Genomic DNA, 17,511 nt, shown 5'->3' with positions numbered 1-17,511 from the left:
CTGCGCTCGGGCGGTTAACATCCCCGGTGGCAGCCGAAACACTCCACCAACGCGACCCGCCCGGGGATCACCTGGCCGGGTGGCCGCCCCGGCCGGCTACCCTTGGTCGCGGCCCACCCGTGGACGCCTCACGCCCTCGGGCGGGAATGGGGCGACGGGCACGCACCGTTACACCCAGAAGACCAGCACCACGAACGAGGGGAAGTCGATCATGGGCGAGCGTATGCTGCGCGGAAGCCGCCTGGGCGCGGTCAGCTACGAATCCGACCGCAACACGGAGCTCGCGCCGCGTCAGACCCGCGAGTACCTCTGTGCCAAGGGCCACCAGTTCGAGGTGCCGTTCGCCGTCGACGCCGAGGTCCCGACGACCTGGGAATGCAAGTTCGACGGCAGCGTCGCCCGACTCGTCGACGGCAGCGAGCCGGAGCAGAAGAAGGCCAAGCCGCCGCGTACCCACTGGGACATGCTGCTGGAGCGGCGCTCGATCGCCGAGCTTGAGGACATCCTCGCCGAACGGCTCCAGGAGGTTCGTACCCGTCGCGGCCGCGCCTGAGCCGCACACCGCACGACACGGCGCCCCCGGGGTTCTCCCCGGGGGCGCCGTCGTGTCGTAGCGTCAGTTGCGGCCAGGCTCGATGATCTCGCCCTCGATGGCCCGGCCACCGTCGACGACCACCGGCTGCTGCGGCTGCGCGCTCGGCGTCGGCTGCGGTGCACCCTGGCGCACCCGCACCGTCCGTGGACCAAACAGGTCACCGGCGACCATCGACGACACCCGCCGCTCCGCGGTGCGTTGCACCCCGGAACGGGCCAACCGTCGCAGCGGCGGCACCATCAGCAGCAACCCGACCAGACCGCTGACCAGGCCCGGCACCGCCAGCAGCAGCGCACCGGCCAACCCGACGAGCCCGTCGGTCACCTGCCGCCCCGGTGGCTGCCCGGCCGCAGCGGCGGAACGGAACCCCCGCCAGGCGCGCATGCCCTCGCGGCGCAGCAGCACCAGCCCCAGCAGCGACGCGGCGAACACCAACAGCACCGCCGCGCCGAACCCCAGCGCCCGCCCCACCGCGACGAACACCGCCAACTCCAGCACCACCGTCAGCAGCAGGGCCAACGGCACGAACCTCAGTCCTCGGCGCATCTCACCTCATCGCCATTCCCGCGACACCATGGGCGTGTCCCGCCCATCCAGCATGACACGGCCGCGCTCACGGCCACCGCACCTGACCGGTGGGGGTGCCGTTGAGGCCGCGGCGTACCGCCTGGCGCCGGTCCTGCACGCCCCACGTGGTGATCCGCCACAACGCCTCGGCCACGATGCGCGGGCTCATCTTGCTGTCCCCGCGTTCCCGTTCGGCGAACGTGATCGGCACCTCCACGATCCGCACGCCGGCCTGATGCGCCAGCCGGGACAGCTCCACCTGGAACGAGTAGCCCTGGGAGCACACCGAATCCAGGTCGATGGCGTCCAACGCGCTGATCCGGTACACCCGGTAGCCGCCGGTCGCGTCGGACATCGGCATGCCCAGGGCCAGCCGCGCGTACAGGTTGCCGCAGCGCGACAGCAGCAGCCGCCGCAGCGGCCAGTTCACCACCCGCGCGCCGCTGGTCCACCGTGACCCGATCACCACGTCGGCGTCTCGGGCGGCCGTCAGCAGCGCCGGCAGGTCCTCCGGGGCGTGCGAACCGTCGGCGTCCATCTCCACGACCGCGTCGTAGCCGCGCTCCCGCGCCCACCCGAACCCGGCCAGGTAGGCGGCGCCGAGGCCCTGCTTGCCCTCGCGGTGCAGCACCTGCACGTGCGCGTCGCCGTCGGCGAGGGCGTCGGCGATCGCGCCGGTGCCGTCGGGGCTGTTGTCGTCGGCGATGAGGATCTGCACGGCCGGGGCGGCCCGGCGGACCCGCCCCACGATCGCGGCGACGTTGTCGGCCTCGTTGTAGGTGGGGATCACCACCAGCACCCGGCCCACGCCGGGCACCTCGTCGGGACGCCGGATCGTATCGGTCGCCTGGATCACGGTTCCTCCGCTCCCGCCGGCGTACCGGCTGCTGCTATCCGGGCATGACCCGCTGCCGCCGGCGCAGCACGGCCGCGCCGACCAGGGCCGCTGCGGCCAGCCCGGCGAGCGCCACCTCCGGCCACCAGCCGAGGCGGGTTGCGAGGGTACGTCCGCCGTCGAGCCGCATCTGCCGCACCACGACCTCCCGGGTGTTGAACCCGGTGGCATCGCTTACCCGCCCGTCCGGGGCGACGAACCCGGACACCCCGACCGTGGAGGCCATCAACGCCGGCCGGCCGTGCTCCACCGCCCGCAGCCGCACCATCGCCAGCTGCTGGCGGGCCTCCGCCACGTTGAAGGTGGCGTTGTTGGTCTGCACGACGAGCAGCTGGGCGCCGCCGGTGACGGTGTCGCGGACCACCTCGTCGTAGGCGACCTCGAAGCAGATCACGTCGCCGAGCACCGTCGGGCCGGCGCGCACCACGCCCGGGGTGCTGCCGGCCACGAAGTCCGACCGGATCAGGTCGACCTTGTCGCTGACCATCCGTGCCACGTCGCGCAGCGGCACGTACTCGGCGAACGGCACCGGGTGGCGTTTGGCGTACAGCTGGCCCAGGTCGGGGCCGGTGCCGGGCCGCCACAGGATGCCCACGTTGCGGACCTGACCGGCGCCGGGGCCCTGCAGGACCGCGCCGACGAGGATCGGCGCGCGGACCGCGTCGGCGGCCTGCGAGATCCGCGCCCCGGCGGTGGGGTTGCGCAGCGGGTCGATGTCGCTGGAGTTCTCCGGCCACACCACCAGGTCGGGTTGGCGTTGCGCGCCGGCGGTGACCTGCGCGGCCAGCAGCAGCGTGGCGTCGACGTGGTTGTTGAGCACCGCCTGGCGTTGCGCGTTGAAGTCCAGGCCCAGGCGCGGCACATTGCCCTGCACGATCGCCACGGTGACCGTGTCGCCGCCGCCCGTGGCGGCGACCGGCACGAGCAGGCTCGCGGCGGTCAGCGCCACCGCCAGGGCGGCCGGCGCGGCCACCGGCGCCCACCGGGCGGCCGGCGGGCCTTCGCTGCGCGCGGTGGTGCGGGCGGCGACCCAGCCCCGCCAGACAGCCGTGACGAGCAGACCACCGACGAGGGCCACCGCGAAGGTGACCAGCGGCGCGCCACCGAGCGCGGCCAGGCGCAGCAGCGGCGACGAGTCCTGGCTGAACGCCAGCCGGCCCCACGGGAACCCCCCGAACGGGGTGCGGTCGCGCAGCGCCTCCTGCCCCACCCACAGCAGGCCGGTCAGCGCCGGCCACGCCCAGCGGCCGCGGTCGGCCAGCGGCGACACCCAGGCGGTGGCCATGCCCAGCAGCGCCAGGTAGCCGGCCTGCAACAGGGACAGCAACACCCACGGCAGGTAGCCGGTGTGCAGGTTCGTCCAGGCCAGCAGCGGCGCGAACAACGCCACGCCGGTGAGGAAGCCCAGGCCGGCGCCGGCGCGCAACCGTCGGCGGTGCGCCGCGGCGGCCAGCAACGCCACGCCCACCGGCGCGAGCGGCCACACCCCGTACGGCGGGAACGCCACCAGCAGGGCCAGCCCGGCGGCGACCGCCATCAGCGCGGCGGCCGGCAACGGCAGCGGCGCGGCGGCGACGACCGGACGGGTCGACGCCTGCGGGGTGTGGGTCTCGTCCCGGTCCAGCGTCGTCACCGCAGCTTCACCTCGATCACCCGGCGAAGGCTACCTGGCCGGCGGTGGTGTCGGCCGCATCGGGCCGTGGGGGACGATCCGCCCGGCGGACATGAAATCGGGGCGCGGCTCGCGCCGCGCCCCGATGCTCCCAGGCCCTCCCCGGCCGGTGTGGCGAGGATGTGGCACGCCGACCTTCGGACCGACCGGACGCGGACTGGCTGCCCCCGCCGGGCCGTTGTCTACTGGCCGTGCACCTCACCCTGCCCGTACACCGGTAACCGCGACCGGTTCGCGCCGCCCCGCCGACCCCCGCCCGCTGGACCTGGCCGCCGCGACGATGACGCTCAAAAATGTCGCTCGGCCAGCGGACGAAGGGACGAAGCGAACAACAGCCGCTTCCCGTGGTAGGACTCAAAGACGGTACGTGCTGCACCCCGTCTCCTGTCAACCCACGCCGGCCTGTCGTGTGTTCCGACACGGCGTGTCGGGTCGGCACGTCTCAATGCGTACGCAGATGGTGGCGCAGCAGAGTCCCCGCCGCCGCCCGGTGTTCCTCGGCGAGCAGCCCAGCGGCGGCCAGCACGTAGTCGACGTCCACCACCGCGTCCGCGGCGCGGGGCAGCGGCCACCCGCCGGCGTAGTCGCCGAGGACGGCCGCCAGCACCCGCCCGGCCGCGTCCGGCGGCGCGTGCCGCAGCACCCCGCCGGAGCCCACCATCAGCCGCACGTCGCGCAGGTCCCGTCCGGCGCGTTCCCCGGTGGCGGCGCCGCGGGCGTGCCGGCGCAGCGCCACCGTCGCCGCGAGGGCCGCGATGCGGGCGTCCACGGCCCGTTCGGCGTCATCGACGGCGATGAACCCCGGGTCGGTGCCGCGGCGTGCCGCGGCACCGGCGAGAATCTCGGCTTCACCGGCGGCGAGCAGCCGCTCCTCGGCGGCGGCGCGCACCACCCCAGGCGCGCTCCACCGCATCCCCAGGTCACCCTCCACGGTGCGGGCCCGCCACAGGCTGCCGGCGACCTCCCGGCCCGGCCCGGTGGCCCGCTCGTCGGGGGTGAGCACCGAGTACACGTCGGTGGTGGCGCCACCCACGTCGACGACGGCGAGGTCCCCGCCGATGGTGTCGGCGAGCACCTCCACGCCGGTGAGGACCGCGTCGGGGGTGGCCGCGCGCACCAGCCGCGCGAACCGGCCGCCCTTCGACAGCCGCTTACCGCCGATGACGTGGTGCAGGAACACCGCCCGGATCGCGGCGCGCGCCGAATCCGGGGCGAGCACCCCGATGCGGGGCAGCACGTTGTCCGCGCCGGTCACCGGCACCCCGGCGGCCTCCAGCAGCCCGGTCAGCTCCGCCCGCACGTCGGCGTTGCCCGCGTACACCACCGGGATCCGCCAGCGGGCCCGCGCCAGCCGGGTCGCGTTGTGGGTGATCGTGTCGGCGTCACCGCCGTCGGTGCCGCCGACGAGCAGCACCACGTCGCATCGGGCGGCCCGCAGCGCCGTCAGGTCCGCCGCGCCGAGCCGCCCGGCGGCGGTGTGCACCACGTGGGCGCCGGCGGACAACCCGACCCGCCGACCCGCCTGCGCGGTGACCAGCGGCTCGTAGCCGATCACGGCCAGCCGCAGCCCACCGCCGGCCGACGAGCACACGTACCACGGCACGTCACGGACCCCGAGCCCGGCGGTGGCCGCCGTGACCGCGGCGTCCAGGCCGTGCAGCACGTCGCTGCCGACCGTGGTGGGCGCGGCCGCCGCGCCGACGAGGACACCGGCGGCCACGTCCACCACGGCCACCTTCGTGTACGTGGAGCCGACGTCGGCGCAGACCGCCAGGGTCACGAGTGTCCCTGTTCGCGACTGCGGGGCTCGCAACCCCGGCTCACTCCTCGCGACTCACGCTGCCTCTGGTGTTCGCGACTGCGGGGCTCGCAACCCCGGCTCACTCCTCGCGACTCACGCTGGCGGCGGGAACGACCACGGTGCCGGTCGCGGTGACCGCCACGATCGGCGGGTCGAGGACCTCGGCGGCGGACTCGGAGCGGTCCGGGCGGCCCCGGCACACCACCGCGCAGCTCAGCTCCAGGGTGCGGCTGCGGGCACCCACCCGCGACACCTGGGCGGTCACCTCCACCACATCGCCGGCGCGGATAGGCGCGGTGAACCGCACGTCGGAGTACCCGGCGAACAGTCCCTCGTCACCATCGGTGCGGATGCACACCTCGGTGGCGACGTCGCCGAACAGCCCGAGGGCGTACGCCCCGTCGACGAGGTTGCCGGCGTAGTGGGCGTGCGCGTACGGCACGTAGCGCCGGTGCGTCACCGTCAACCCGAGCCTTGCGTCGGTCATGCCATCGCCTTCCGCTGCGTGATCAGGGCGTGCACCAGGTAGCTGGCGACCTCGCCGGGCGTGGTGCCCCGGCCGAAGATCCGGTCCACGCCCAACTCGTCGGTCATCGTCTCGTCGAAGCGGGGACCGCCGACGATCAGCAGCGGACGCCGTCCCGCCGGCATCGCCTCACGGAACGCCGCGGACATCTCCCGGGTGTTGTGCAGGTGCGCGTCGCGTTGGGTGACGACCTGGGAGACGAGCACCGCGTCGGCCTTCTCCGCCCGGGCGGCCTCCACCAGCTCCGGCACGCTGACCTGCGCGCCCAGGTTGGTGACCTTCAACTCCCGGTAGTACTCCAGGCCCTTCTCCCCCGCGATGCCCTTGACGTTGAGGATCGCGTCGATGCCCACGGTGTGCGCGTCGGTGCCGATGCACGCCCCGACCACGGACAGCTTGCGCCGCAGCCGCTGCTTGACCACCGTGTTGACCTCCTTGGCCGACAGCAGCGCGAAGTCGCGTTCCACCACCTGCACCGCGTCGAGGTCGACCAGGTGGTTGACCCGCCCGTACACGACGAAGAAGGTGAACCCGTCGCCCATCGGCTTGGCGTGCACCACCATCGCCGGGTCGATGCCCATCTTGTTGGCCAACTGCACCGCCGCGCCCTCGGCCCGCTTGTCGTGCGCCACCGGCAGCGTGAACGACACCTGCACCATCCCGTCGCCGGTGGTGTCCCCGTACGGCCGCACGATCTGCCCACTCACGCCGCCGCCTCCAGGATGTCGGTGGCCGGGTTGCAGTAGTCGGCCTCGTGCGCGGCGACCCCGTCGAGGCCCTTGCCCCGGTCCGCCGGCCGCTTCATGATCCCGAACGTGCCCTCGGCGATGGCGGTGAGCAGCGTCTGCTCCCCGATGCGCTCCAGCAGGTCCAACGCCTCACCGAGGACCTGGTTGGCGCGGCGGCGGATGAACCCGCCGGGCGCGGGCACGAAGTCCTCGTGCAGCCCACCGGCCGCGCCCAGCACGTAGCGCACGTTCTGCAGGGCGATGTCGCGGTCGGACAGCCACGGCGTCACCACCGCCTCGGTCATCATCCCCACCAGCAGGATGCCCTGCCCGGTGAGCGTGCCCGCCAGGTTGAAGAACCCGTCGAGCAGGTTGCCCCGAAACACGTCACCGGTCATGTGCTTCGTCGGCGGCATCCACTTCAGCGGCGCGTCCGGGAACAACTCCCGCGCCAGCAGGGCGTGCGCCAGCTCCAACCGGAACGACTCCGGCACCTCCGGGTTGATCTCGAACGCGTGCCCGAGCCCCAACTGCCAGTCGGCCAGGCCCGCCTCGTGCGCGAAGAACTCGTTGAGCAGCTGCGACACCGTCACCGTGTGCGCCTCGTCGACGGCGTCGGCGGTGGTCAGGTAGTTGTCCTCACCGGTGTTGATGATGATCCCGGCGCGGGCGTGCACCTGCCGGGAGAACCGCTGGTCGACGAACGTGCGCACCGGGTTGATGTCGCGGAACAGGATCCCGTACATCGAGTCGTTGAGCATCATGTCGAGGCGTTCCAAACCGGCCAGGGTCGCCATCTCCGGCATGCACAGCCCCGACGCGTAGTTGGTCAACCGCACGTAGCGGCCCAACTCCTTCGACGACTCGTCCAGCGCGGCGCGCATCAGCCGGAAGTTCTCCTGCGTGGCGTACGTGCCGGCGAACCCCTCCCGCGTCGCGCCCTCGGGCACGTAGTCCAGCAGCGACTGCCCCGTGGAGCGGATCACCGCGATCACGTCCGCGCCGGCGCGCGCCGCCGCCTGCGCCTGCGGAATGTCCTCGTAGATGTCCCCGGTCGCGACGATCAGGTAGATCCACGGCCGCTGCCGCGGGTCACCGTGGCGCGTGACGAGCCGGTCCCGCTCGGCGCGCCGACGGTCGATGCGCCGCACACCCGCGCCGACGGCCCTGCGGGCCGCCGAGCGGGCCGCCGTCGCCGCCCGTCCGGTGGGCAGCGCGAAGCGCACCGACCCGGCGGCGGCCTTCTGCGCCAGCAACGTCACGTCGGTGATGCCCTCGCGGGCGAGGGCATCGAACACCGGCACCGCCACCCCGTGACCCAACCCGACGTCCGCGACGACCGCGTCGACGAGCCGGTTCACCCACGGAATGCCGTCCGGGTCGGCGCCGGTCACCCCGGCCAGCCGCAACACCGCCCGCTCCACCGACACGGTGGTGTGGCTGCGCGCCAGGTCCACCACCGGCTGGCCGGCCCGCCGCGCCAACTCCCGCGCCCGCGCCACCAACACCGGGTCAAGATCAAGCTTGCCGGTCACGCCGTCGCCCCCGCCACACCGCTCGTCCGCTCGTTCACGACGACCCTTCCTCGTAGATGACCTCACCGCGCAGCACCAGACGCCGGCACACCGGCAGCGGCGTCGGATCGTCCGGACCCCGCACCTCCGGGTCCTCGGCGAGCAGCACCGGCAGGCCCCGCTCCACCCCCGCCGGCGTCGACCACACCGCGAACGTCGCCGGCGCGCCCAGGGCCAGGACACCCTCGACGTCCAGGTGCACCGCCCGCCACCCACCGCGGGTGTGCGCGGCGAACGCCGCCCGCACACTCATCCGCTGCGCCGGGTTGTGGTGCGCCGCGGCGGCCCGCACCGAACCCCACGGGTCCAGCGGCGTCACCGGCGAATCCGACCCGAACGCCAACGCCACCCCGACCGAGTGCATCGCACCCATCGGGTTGGACTCCAACGACCGGTCCAGACCCAACCGCGACTCGTACATCCGGCCCGCGCCGCCCCACAACCGGTCGAACGCCGGCTGCATGCTCGCCACGATCCCGTACTCCACGAACCGGGCGATCATCGCCTTGCTCATGATCTCCGCGTGCTCGACGCGGTGCCGCGCCGCGCGTAGCCGCTCCACACCCACCGTGCGGGCGGCCTGCGCGAACCCGTCGAGGACGGTGCCGATCGCCGCGTCACCGATCGCGTGGAACCCGCCCTGCAGGCCGTGCGCCGCACAGTCCAGCAGGTGATCGCGCACCTGCTGGACCGTCAGGTAACCGTGCCCGCAGCCGTCCCCGTCGCCGTACGGCTGCGACACGTGCGCCGTGCGTGACCCCAACGCCCCGTCGGCGAACAGGTCACCACCGGCGCCCACCGCACCCAGCTCCCGGGCCCGCGCCGCGCCGCCCAGCTCACCCCAGTACCCGTACACCTCCGGCAGCCCGGCGCCGGAGATGCCCAGCAGGCCGGTGAAGTCCTCCTCGTCGGAGATCTCCGGGCCACCGCACTCGTGCACCGCCGCGATGCCCAGCGACGCCGCGTGCGCCAGGGCCACCCGCTGCGCGGCGACCCGCTGCGCCCGACTCACCGACGCCTGCGCCGCGGCCCGCACCACGTGGTGCGCGTCGCGCCGCAACCAGCCCGACGCGTCGAACCCCGCCGCCTGCGCCGCCTGCGGACACGCCGCCAGCAGCGCCGACGACACCAGCGCCGAGTGGATCGACGCCTGCGACAGGTACACCCGCCGGCCCCCGGCCGCCCGGTCCAGCGCCGCCGCGTCCGGCAACGCCGGATCCGGCCAACCCGACTCGTCCCAGCCGTGCCCCAGCACCACCGCGTCCGCCGGCAGACCCGCCGCGAAGCCCGCCACCGCGTCGAGCAGCTGCCCGGCCGAGCGCACCGGGGACAACTCCAGCCCGGACAACGTCAACCCGGTGTCGGTGGCGTGCACGTGCGCGTCCACGAACGCCGGCGTCACCAGCGCCCCGTCCAGGTCCACCACCCTGTCCGCCGGCGGCGCGTCACCGTCGGTCCCCAACCAGGTGATCCGCCCACCGGACACCAGCAGCGCGGTCGCGCTCGGGTCGGCGGGGCAGTGCAGCACGCCGCCGCGGTACAACGTCGAGGGGTTCGTCATGGCCTCAGTCTGCCGCGACCCGCGCCGCGAACAGCTGACGCACCCCCGGCTCGGCGCGCAGCAGCCCCAACGCCAGCTCCGCGTGCCCCGGCACGTACCCGTTGCCGACCAGCATCGTCACGTCCGCCGCGAGCCCTTCGGCGCCCAGCGCCGCCGCGGAGAAACTCGTCGCCATCGAGAAGAAGACCACCGTGCCGCCGTCCGCGGTGGCCAGGACCGCGCCGTGCTCGCAGCCGGGCACGTCCACGCACACCACCGTGACGTCGGCCGGGGCGCCCAGCGCCGTGGTCACCGCCGTGGACAGCCCCACCGGGTCGCGCGCGTCGGCCAGCGCCACCACCGAGGCCAGACCGGCGGCCGTCAGCGCGTCGCGCTCCGTGGCCACCGGCACCACCCCGACGGTACGAGCGGCGCCCGCGCGCCGCGCCGCGGCGAGGGACAGCGATCCGCTTTTGCCGGCCCCGCCGATCACCGCGACCCGCACCGGCGTCGGATCATCGGTACGCCGACGGTCCTCGACGTAGCGCGACACCACCCGGGCGGTCAGCGCGGGTGCCCCGCACACGTCCAGCACGGCGAGGGACAACTGCGGGTCCTCGTCGTCGGGCAGCACCGCGGCGATGGAACGGGCGAACAGGATCGCCCACCCGTCGCACGGCACCTGCTCGCTGCGCCCGTCCCAGCGCGCCAGCCCGTCGGTGATCACCAGCGGCGTCAGCGTCAACGACACCAGCGTTGCGACCCGCTCACCGGCCTTGAGCCCGAGCGGGGACCGCCGGCCGGCCTCCTCAACCGTGCCGATCAGCATCCCACCGGACCCGGTCACCGGGTTCTGCATCTTCCCCCGCGTGGAGATGATCTCCAGGACCTCGGCGCGGACCGCGTCGCCGTTCCCGCCGTGCTTCTCCGACAACTGCCGGAAGCTCGCCGCGTCCAGGTTGAGCCGCTGCACCCGGATCCGGACCTCGTTCGGCGCGATGGCGGCGGACGCGTCCAGCCGCCAGGCCGCCTGCGGCAGCACCCCCGCCGGTTGTACGACGCGGTGCAGTCCCACCGGTGACGTCACGCCGACCTCCCCTGTCCAGCCGCCCGAAGCCCCGGTCAAGGCTCGCGTAACGGGAAAACTTACGGCAGACTAATTTCTTTGCCGAATATTTTCCAGTAGCCTTCGAGCTTCGATGATCAGCCGCAGCACCAAGGAGGGGCCGTGACCCACACCATCCCGCACCCCCGTCACGCCCCGGTCGACGCGCCGACCGCCGGGCAGCCGTACGAATACCACCGCCGCCCCCTCGTCGAGCCCGACTGGACCCGCTTCCCCGGCTGGCGTCACGTCACCCGCGACCAGTGGGAGTCCGCCCAGTGGCAGCGCGTCAACTGCGTCAAGAACATCAAGCAGCTGCGCACCGTCTTCGGTGACCTCATCGACGACAGCTTCTACACCGACCTCGAGGCCGATCAGAAGGCCCTGGCCACCATGTCCATGCTGGTGCCACCCCAGATGATCAACACGATGGTGCCGTTCGCGCCCCTCACCACCGAGGCGCTGCTTGCCGACCCCATCCGCCGCTACATGATCCCGGTCGCCTCCGACCGGCGCACCGACTGGCCGTCACACCCCTACGCCAGCCGCGACAGCCTCCACGAGCACGACATGTGGGTCGCCGAGGGCCTCACCCACCGCTACCCCACCAAGGTCCTCGCCGAGCTGCTCTCCACCTGCCCGCAGTACTGCGGGCACTGCACCCGCATGGACCTGGTCGGCAACTCCACCCCCGCCGTCGACAAGCTGAAGCTCACCCTCAAGCCCGTCGAGCGCTACGACGCCCACATCGCCTACCTCAAGGCCCACCCCGGTGTCCGCGACGTGGTCGTCTCCGGCGGCGACGTCGCCAACGTGCCGTGGCGCAACCTCGAGTCGTACCTCATGCGCCTGCTGGAACTGGAGACGGTCCGCGACATCCGGCTCGCCACCAAGGCCCTCATGGGCCTGCCCCAGCACTGGCTGCAGCCCGACGTCGTCGAGGGCCTGGAGCGCGTGGCCCGCACCGCCGCCCGACGCGGCGTCAACCTCGCCATCCACACCCACGTCAACCACGCCCAGTCGCTCACCCCGCTGGTCGCCAAGGCCGCCCAGACCGCCCTCGACGTCGGCGTCCGCGACGTCCGCAACCAGGGCGTGCTCATGCGCGGCGTCAACGCCACCACCCCGGAACTGCTCGACCTCTGCTTCGCGCTGCAGGGCGAGGCCGGGATCCTGCCCTACTACTTCTACATGTGCGACATGATCCCCAACGCCGAACACTGGCGTGTCCCCGTCTGGCACGCCCAGCAACTCCAGCACGACATCATGGGCTACCTGCCCGGCTACGCCACCCCCCGCATCGTCTGCGACGTCCCCTTCGTCGGCAAGCGGTGGGTGCACATGCTCACCGACTACGACCGTGAGCGCGGCATCTCCTACTGGACCAAGAACTACCGCACCTCCATCGAGTCCGCCGACCTGGAGGCGCTCAACAAGCGCTACGCCTACTACGACCCGATCGACACCCTCCCCGAGGGCGGGCAGCAGTGGTGGGCCGACCACCGCGACGACTGACCACCGGTCAGGACGGCTGAACGTGGTCGAAGAGGGCGACGGCTTCGGCAGGGTCCGGGCTCACGAGGCGTTCCAGACCGGCCGTCGTGATCTCCGCCCACCTGCCGGCCCGTGCCCACATCCGCTCCTCGAAGGCGCGGACGGCCTCGTCCAGCTCCTCCGGGTCGGCAGCGACGGACTCCGCGAGCTCGGCACCATCCAGCATCGCGAGGTTCGCGCCCGCCCCCAACGGTGGCATCAGGTGGGCGGCGTCGCCCAGGAGCGTCACGCCACGCACGTGCGCCCAGGTGTGGGATCCGGGCAGGACGAAGAACGGGCGGTGGACGAACGCGCCGCCGCGGCGAAGCAGGTCGAGCACGGGCTCGGCCCAGCCGTCGAACAGCGCCAGAAGGGCCGATCGCGTGGCCTCGGCGTCGGCCAGGTCCAGGTCCGCGTGCCAGTCCAGGGGCGCGCGGAACTTGGCGTACACCTTGACGTGACCGCCGCTGTTGCGCTGGGCGACGAGAGACCGATTCACGCCGTACGCGGCCACCGAACCGTCACCGATCAACCGGGCGAGATCGGGGTGGCGGGCGTCGACGTCGTCGAGAGAGGTCTCGACCGAGGTGACGCCGGTGTACTGCGGCGTCACCGGCGAGACCGCCGGGCGGACCCGGGACCAGGCGCCGTCCGCGCCCACCACGAGATCGAACGTCTCCTGCCGTCCGTTGGCGAACTGGACCAGCACGCCATCCCCGCTGCCCGGCACCACCCGCGTCACCTCGCTGCCCCACCGCACGTCGAGGGAGCCGAGCAGCAGGTCACGCAGGTGCCCGCGGTCGATCTCCGGATGGGCCCGCTCATCCGGAGACGGTCGCCAGTCCCGCAGAACGGTCCCGGCGGTGTCCAGGATGCGCATGGCCTGCCCCTCGGGACGAGACAGCGCCTCGAACTCTGCCCGCAGCCCCGCCTTGTCCAGTGCCAGCTGGCCCAGCCCCTCGTGCAGATCCAGCGTGCCGCCCGGAGGACGGGAGTCGGGTGCCGGATCGCGTTCGAGGACGGTGACGGGGTGGCCGTGGCGGCGCAGGACACGGGCGAAGGTGAGGCCCCCGGGGCCACCCCCGACCACGGCTATACGGTGTCTCATGGCGATACACTGTATCGGGGCCGTACACTGTGCCGCAACAGCAGGGAGTGACCATGACCGTGTGGGACCGGCCGGAACCACCGAATCCCCCCGTGCCGCTCGACCGGGAACAGATCATCGCCGCCGCCATCGCGCTGGCCGACGAGGGCGGCCTGGCGGCGGTGTCGGTCCGCAAGGTCGCCGCCCGGCTGAACGCCGGCCCGATGCGCCTGTACGGATACATCTCCACCAAGGACGACCTGTTCGACCTCATGCTCGACCGGGTCCACGCCGAGATCCTCCCCGCAGAACAGCCCGACGACTGGCGGGACGCCCTGCGCACCCTCGCCCACCGCACCAGGCAGGCCGCCCTGCGTCACGAATGGCTAACCGACCTGCTCGGCGGCCGCCCATCCCTGGGCCCGAACGGCCTCGCCCTCACCGAGACAAAACTGGCCGCCCTCGACGGCCTCGCCGACATCGACACCGTCCTGCGCGCCACGGAAACTGTCAGCGCCTACGTCACCGGCGCGATCAGGCGCGAGATCGCGAACCGCCGAGCCGAACGCGCCACCGGCCTGTCCAAAAGCGACTGGCAGCGCGCCTCCGGCCCGCGCCTGACGACAATGCTGGCCACGGGCCGCTATCCCGCCCTCACCAAGGCCGTGCACGACGGCGCAGACGCGGACGCCGAGCAATCCTTCGCCACCGGCCTGGACTGGGTCCTCGACGCCGTGGCCGCCAAACTCACCCGACCGCCGGCGTAACCCCCGCTCCGGCCAGGTCAGGCACAGCCCAGACCCTGGGAGTAACCGGCCCGCAACGTCCCCGCCGCGACCTCATCGGCGTACCCCCAGAACACCTCCGGCCAGTCACCGGCCCGGTCCAACTCGCGCAGCACCCGCCACCCGTGACTACCGCGCAGCACGTCCGCGGCCCGCCGCACCGCCGCCTCATCCCCACTCACCCGCGCCCGCTGCCACTCCGCGATCCACCCACACCCGACCCGGGACATCACACCCATACCGAACTGGTAAGCGTCACTCACACCAATGTCCTCCAGGGCGGCGACATCGAACCCGGGTGGCAACGGCACATCGGCGAGCACCGCCGCCGCCCGCTCCCCCACCGGCGCGACCATCTCCGCCGGAAGCGCCGCCAACCACGTCCGCGCATCCACCCGGACAATGTATGCGACAACCGGTCCAGATCCTTACGCGACCAGTTGCCCGAGGTACGCATCTCGACGAACACCCCGTCACGCGGACGCACCAGCACCGCGAAATCACCGGCGAAGTACTGGAACAGATCAGCCGGCCACCGGTCGACCTGCACCGACGTCGCGGGCCCGACACCGAGCCGGTCGGTCCGGCGCTCCGCATACCCGGACGCCGGATACCAGTTCATCTCCAACTCCTGCCCACCCCGGCGGAACACGACCGTGCCATGCTCCTCGACGAACCCGTACAGGCTGGTCACCTTCCAGCCGGACCGGTTGATCAGCAACCGCGGGTGCCTCTGCGCCGCCGCCACCGCCAGCGGCGAATAGACCGCCTGAGCGTCAGCGGTCGCAATGGGCGACACCCCGCCATCCACCGACTGCCCCCGCATCACCACGGACATCGGCACAACGCTCACGAGCACGGCAGCCGCCGTCACCACGCCGGCGAAGCGACGCACCCGGGACCGCCGCCGCGGCACCTCGACGACACCCTCGAGCACCGCAGCGGGCTCCACCCCCAGCAACTCGGCCACCTCCTGCGGTCGCAATCCCTCCCACACGGTGAGCATCAGCACCTCCCGATCCAACTCGGCCAGACCCGCCAACGCCGCCCGGACCGCAAGCCGCTCCGGCACCTCACCACCCGGATCGGCGACCGCCGCCACAATCTGCTGACGTAACCGCTCACCGAGCCGCTGCCGGCGAACACCACCACGGTGATAGTTGGCCAGCACACGACGGGCCACCCCCGTACAACCACAGCCGCGCCTCACCCCTCAACCGGAATGTCCCGCCTGCGGCGCCACGCGACGAGGAAGGTCTCCGCGACGACATCCGCCGCGTCCTCGGAGTGCGCCACCCGCCGCAACGCATACGCCAACAGCGACTCGAAGTCCTCGGCGTAGACACGCTGGAAGCGATCCTCGTCGTTCATCTCCCCGGAACTCACAACAACTCCATGTCCGGGGCGACCTCAACCGTGACAGGCCACGGGAGGCTGAACCTCAGGCGCCGGCCAGGACCTCCGACAACGGTGCCGGCGCCAGACCCCGCTCGCGCAACCCGGCCAGGATGTGCGGCAGCGCCTCATCGGTCATCGCGGCGTTCGCCTCGGTCACATGCATGATCACCACCGACCCGGGGCGCACGCCGTCCAACACCGCCCGCACCAACGGCTTCCACGCCGTCGCGAAGGGATCGCCACTCACCACGTCCCCGTCGACCACCGTCACGCCCAGCGGCGCCAGGGCGTCCAGCGCCGCCGCGTCATGGCACAGCCCCGGAAAGCGGAAGTACCGGGTCTGCCGACCCCCGTACGGCTCGATCACCGCGAACGTCCTCGCCACGTCGTCGGCCAACTCGCCGACGGGCAGGCGGGGCAGGTCGTAGCAGTCGTCGGTGAACGCCGCGTGCCCGTAGGTGTGGTTGGCCAACTCGAAGCGCGGATTGCCGGCGATCCGCCGGGTGACCTCCGGATACCGCTGCACCCACTTGCCGGTCAGGAAGAACGTCGCCGGCACCTGCTCCCGCTCCAGCAGGTCGAGGATGCGCAGGTTGGCGTACGACTTCACCCGACCGGCCCGCAGGTTGGCCAACATCCCGTCGGTCATGTCCGCGTCGAACGTCAACGCCACCCGGTTGCCGGTGCGCGGCCCGTGGTCCACCACCGGTGCCCTGGTCCCCACCCACGTCGCCCCGGACGCCATGGCCGTCGGAGCCACCTGCGGTGTCGTCGGTCCGGCCGACGGCATGGCTGCAGAGGCCGGAGCGGCCGCGGTCGCAGAGGTCGAGGGCGAGGTCGAGGGCGCGGGCGCAGAGGCGGACGTGCCGACGAAGACCGGCTGGTCCGGCGGTGGCACCCGCGACGCCGTGCATCCGGCAGTGGCGACGACGGCCACCACAACCAGTACGCCACACCAGAACGGGCGAAGCCGGGGTCCGATCACGCCGCCGATCATCGCAGACGCGAGGATCCCTCAGTGTCCCGCGCGAGTCGCCCTGACGATCGCAGTCGATCCAGGAGGCTGCACCGGCTACGCGGGACCGCCGCGCGGGGCGTACATGATGACGGCCACGCCGAGCAGGCACAGCGCCGCGCCCGTCACGTCCCACCGGTCCGGGCGGAACCCGTCCACCACCATCGCCCAGACCAGCGAGCCCGCCACGAACACCCCGCCGTACGCGGCCAGGATCCGGCCGAAGTTCGCGTCCGGCTGGAACGTGGCGACGAAGCCGTAACAACCCAACGCGATGACACCGGCGGCGATCCACCACAGGCCCCGCTGCTCACGCCAGCCCTGCCACACCAGCCAGGCGCCACCGATCTCGGCCAGCGCCGCCAACGCGAACAACACCAGGGAACGCAGCACCGTCACCCCGCGACCCTAACCGCCGCGCACGGCAGGTCCCCGGACGACCGTGCCGCCCGGGGACCCGCCAACCGCTCAGGTCACTTCGTGAAGGAGTCCTTCACGTTGCGGCCGGCGTCCTTGACGTTCTGACCGGCCTGCTTGGCGCGCGCGTCGCTCTGCTGGCTGGCACCCTCGCCACGCATCCGCTCGTCGTCGGTCAGGTCGCCGACCCGCTCTTTCGCGGCACCGGCCATCTGCTCGGCCTTGTTCCGTGCCTTCTCGGTGAAGCTCATCGCGCCTCCTCGGTCTGGCGTG

General features: G+C 72.7%; 19 protein-coding genes. 3 read left to right on the top strand and 16 right to left on the bottom strand.

From position 1 onward, the window contains the following. Positions 1 to 211 precede the first annotated feature (211 nt). Positions 212 to 553, top strand: coding sequence for an RNA polymerase-binding protein RbpA (locus tag AB0H52_RS16640; RefSeq protein WP_046564157.1), 342 nt, complete (start codon positions 212 to 214; stop codon positions 551 to 553). Between the two features lie 63 nt (positions 554 to 616). On the opposite strand, the gene AB0H52_RS16635 is transcribed toward AB0H52_RS16640, so the two are convergent. The 9 genes from AB0H52_RS16635 to AB0H52_RS16595 all read right to left on the bottom strand — a co-directional run bounded on the left by AB0H52_RS16635 (position 617) and on the right by AB0H52_RS16595 (position 10,973). Beyond that, the gene (locus tag AB0H52_RS16635) at positions 617 to 1,141 is read right to left on the bottom strand and encodes an FxsA family protein (RefSeq protein WP_151490058.1); all 525 of its coding nucleotides are present in this window, start codon (positions 1,139 to 1,141) and stop codon (positions 617 to 619) included. Positions 1,142 to 1,208: 67 nt separating this feature from the next. Further along, positions 1,209 to 2,018, bottom strand: a complete 810-nt coding sequence (locus tag AB0H52_RS16630; protein ID WP_151490057.1) for a polyprenol monophosphomannose synthase — start codon at positions 2,016 to 2,018, stop codon at positions 1,209 to 1,211. A 34-nt stretch (positions 2,019 to 2,052) separates the two neighbouring features. Continuing rightward, positions 2,053 to 3,618, bottom strand: a complete 1,566-nt coding sequence (lnt, locus tag AB0H52_RS16625) for an apolipoprotein N-acyltransferase (RefSeq protein WP_225854507.1) — start codon at positions 3,616 to 3,618, stop codon at positions 2,053 to 2,055. 553 nt (positions 3,619 to 4,171) lie between these two features. Then, on the bottom strand, positions 4,172 to 5,509 hold the full coding sequence (locus AB0H52_RS16620) for a glutamate mutase L (RefSeq protein WP_357948277.1): 1,338 nt from the start codon (positions 5,507 to 5,509) through the stop codon (positions 4,172 to 4,174). Positions 5,510 to 5,609: 100 nt separating this feature from the next. Next, the gene (locus AB0H52_RS16615) at positions 5,610 to 6,017 is read right to left on the bottom strand and encodes a hotdog domain-containing protein (protein ID WP_151490054.1); all 408 of its coding nucleotides are present in this window, start codon (positions 6,015 to 6,017) and stop codon (positions 5,610 to 5,612) included. Further along, complete coding sequence (locus tag AB0H52_RS16610; protein ID WP_278122671.1) at positions 6,014 to 6,763, bottom strand: OAM dimerization domain-containing protein; 750 nt, start codon at positions 6,761 to 6,763, stop codon at positions 6,014 to 6,016. The genes AB0H52_RS16615 and AB0H52_RS16610 overlap by 4 nt, the downstream gene beginning before the upstream one ends. Then, positions 6,760 to 8,319 (bottom strand): lysine 5,6-aminomutase subunit alpha, encoded by a 1,560-nt coding sequence (locus AB0H52_RS16605; protein WP_151490052.1) that lies wholly within the window; start codon positions 8,317 to 8,319, stop codon positions 6,760 to 6,762. Before AB0H52_RS16605 ends, AB0H52_RS16610 begins: the two co-directional genes overlap by 4 nt. 34 nt (positions 8,320 to 8,353) lie before the next feature. After that, positions 8,354 to 9,919 carry an amidohydrolase gene (locus AB0H52_RS16600; RefSeq protein ID WP_151490051.1) on the bottom strand — a complete coding sequence of 522 codons (1,566 nt, stop codon included), beginning with the start codon at positions 9,917 to 9,919 and terminating at the stop codon, positions 8,354 to 8,356. Between the two features lie 4 nt (positions 9,920 to 9,923). Further along, positions 9,924 to 10,973, bottom strand: coding sequence for a zinc-binding alcohol dehydrogenase (locus AB0H52_RS16595; protein WP_192580275.1), 1,050 nt, complete (start codon positions 10,971 to 10,973; stop codon positions 9,924 to 9,926). Positions 10,974 to 11,126: 153 nt separating this feature from the next. Between AB0H52_RS16595 and AB0H52_RS16590 the strand changes: the two genes are divergently transcribed. Beyond that, positions 11,127 to 12,518, top strand: coding sequence for a lysine 2,3-aminomutase (locus AB0H52_RS16590; RefSeq protein ID WP_278122674.1), 1,392 nt, complete (start codon positions 11,127 to 11,129; stop codon positions 12,516 to 12,518). Positions 12,519 to 12,525: 7 nt separating this feature from the next. On the opposite strand, the gene AB0H52_RS16585 is transcribed toward AB0H52_RS16590, so the two are convergent. After that, complete coding sequence (locus AB0H52_RS16585; protein WP_357948272.1) at positions 12,526 to 13,644, bottom strand: NAD(P)/FAD-dependent oxidoreductase; 1,119 nt, start codon at positions 13,642 to 13,644, stop codon at positions 12,526 to 12,528. A gap of 53 nt (positions 13,645 to 13,697) precedes the next feature. Here AB0H52_RS16585 and AB0H52_RS16580 point away from each other — a divergent pair, with 53 nt between their 5' ends. Then, on the top strand, positions 13,698 to 14,390 hold the full coding sequence (locus AB0H52_RS16580) for a TetR/AcrR family transcriptional regulator C-terminal domain-containing protein (protein WP_151490047.1): 693 nt from the start codon (positions 13,698 to 13,700) through the stop codon (positions 14,388 to 14,390). Positions 14,391 to 14,407: 17 nt separating this feature from the next. On the opposite strand, the gene AB0H52_RS16575 is transcribed toward AB0H52_RS16580, so the two are convergent. The 6 genes from AB0H52_RS16575 to AB0H52_RS16550 all read right to left on the bottom strand — a co-directional run bounded on the left by AB0H52_RS16575 (position 14,408) and on the right by AB0H52_RS16550 (position 17,489). Continuing rightward, positions 14,408 to 14,671 (bottom strand): hypothetical protein, encoded by a 264-nt coding sequence (locus AB0H52_RS16575; protein WP_357948269.1) that lies wholly within the window; start codon positions 14,669 to 14,671, stop codon positions 14,408 to 14,410. After that, complete coding sequence (locus AB0H52_RS16570; RefSeq protein ID WP_357948266.1) at positions 14,668 to 15,591, bottom strand: sigma factor-like helix-turn-helix DNA-binding protein; 924 nt, start codon at positions 15,589 to 15,591, stop codon at positions 14,668 to 14,670. Before AB0H52_RS16570 ends, AB0H52_RS16575 begins: the two co-directional genes overlap by 4 nt. A 23-nt stretch (positions 15,592 to 15,614) precedes the next feature. Further along, entirely contained in the window at positions 15,615 to 15,794 is a 180-nt protein-coding gene (locus tag AB0H52_RS16565) for a sigma factor (protein WP_225854506.1), read from the bottom strand. A gap of 55 nt (positions 15,795 to 15,849) precedes the next feature. Beyond that, positions 15,850 to 16,530 carry a polysaccharide deacetylase family protein gene (locus tag AB0H52_RS16560; RefSeq protein ID WP_225854505.1) on the bottom strand — a complete coding sequence of 227 codons (681 nt, stop codon included), beginning with the start codon at positions 16,528 to 16,530 and terminating at the stop codon, positions 15,850 to 15,852. Between the two features lie 348 nt (positions 16,531 to 16,878). Beyond that, positions 16,879 to 17,220: a YnfA family protein gene (locus tag AB0H52_RS16555; protein WP_151490045.1), complete on the bottom strand. Its 342-nt coding sequence runs from the start codon at positions 17,218 to 17,220 to the stop codon at positions 16,879 to 16,881. A 74-nt stretch (positions 17,221 to 17,294) separates the two neighbouring features. After that, positions 17,295 to 17,489 carry a CsbD family protein gene (locus AB0H52_RS16550; protein WP_151490044.1) on the bottom strand — a complete coding sequence of 65 codons (195 nt, stop codon included), beginning with the start codon at positions 17,487 to 17,489 and terminating at the stop codon, positions 17,295 to 17,297. Positions 17,490 to 17,511 lie beyond the last annotated feature (22 nt).

Origin of the sequence: Micromonospora sp. NPDC050695 (assembly GCF_040654415.1) — a bacterium.
Lineage (GTDB): Bacteria > Actinomycetota > Actinomycetes > Mycobacteriales > Micromonosporaceae > Micromonospora.
The sequence above is the reverse complement of the archived record's forward strand: the minus strand, read 5'-3'. Positions and strand labels throughout refer to the sequence as shown.

Excerpts from the sequence above, each read along its gene's own strand:
- AB0H52_RS16580 (WP_151490047.1), top strand. The coding sequence starts at position 13,698 with ATGACCGTGTGGGACCGGCCGGAACCACCGAATCCCCCCGTGCCGCTC.
- AB0H52_RS16585 (WP_357948272.1), bottom strand. The coding sequence starts at position 13,644 with ATGAGACACCGTATAGCCGTGGTCGGGGGTGGCCCCGGGGGCCTCACC.
- AB0H52_RS16550 (WP_151490044.1), bottom strand. The coding sequence starts at position 17,489 with ATGAGCTTCACCGAGAAGGCACGGAACAAGGCCGAGCAGATGGCCGGT.
- AB0H52_RS16640 (WP_046564157.1), top strand. The coding sequence starts at position 212 with ATGGGCGAGCGTATGCTGCGCGGAAGCCGCCTGGGCGCGGTCAGCTAC.
- AB0H52_RS16635 (WP_151490058.1), bottom strand. The coding sequence starts at position 1,141 with ATGCGCCGAGGACTGAGGTTCGTGCCGTTGGCCCTGCTGCTGACGGTG.
- AB0H52_RS16615 (WP_151490054.1), bottom strand. The coding sequence starts at position 6,017 with ATGACCGACGCAAGGCTCGGGTTGACGGTGACGCACCGGCGCTACGTG.
- AB0H52_RS16600 (WP_151490051.1), bottom strand. The coding sequence starts at position 9,919 with ATGACGAACCCCTCGACGTTGTACCGCGGCGGCGTGCTGCACTGCCCC.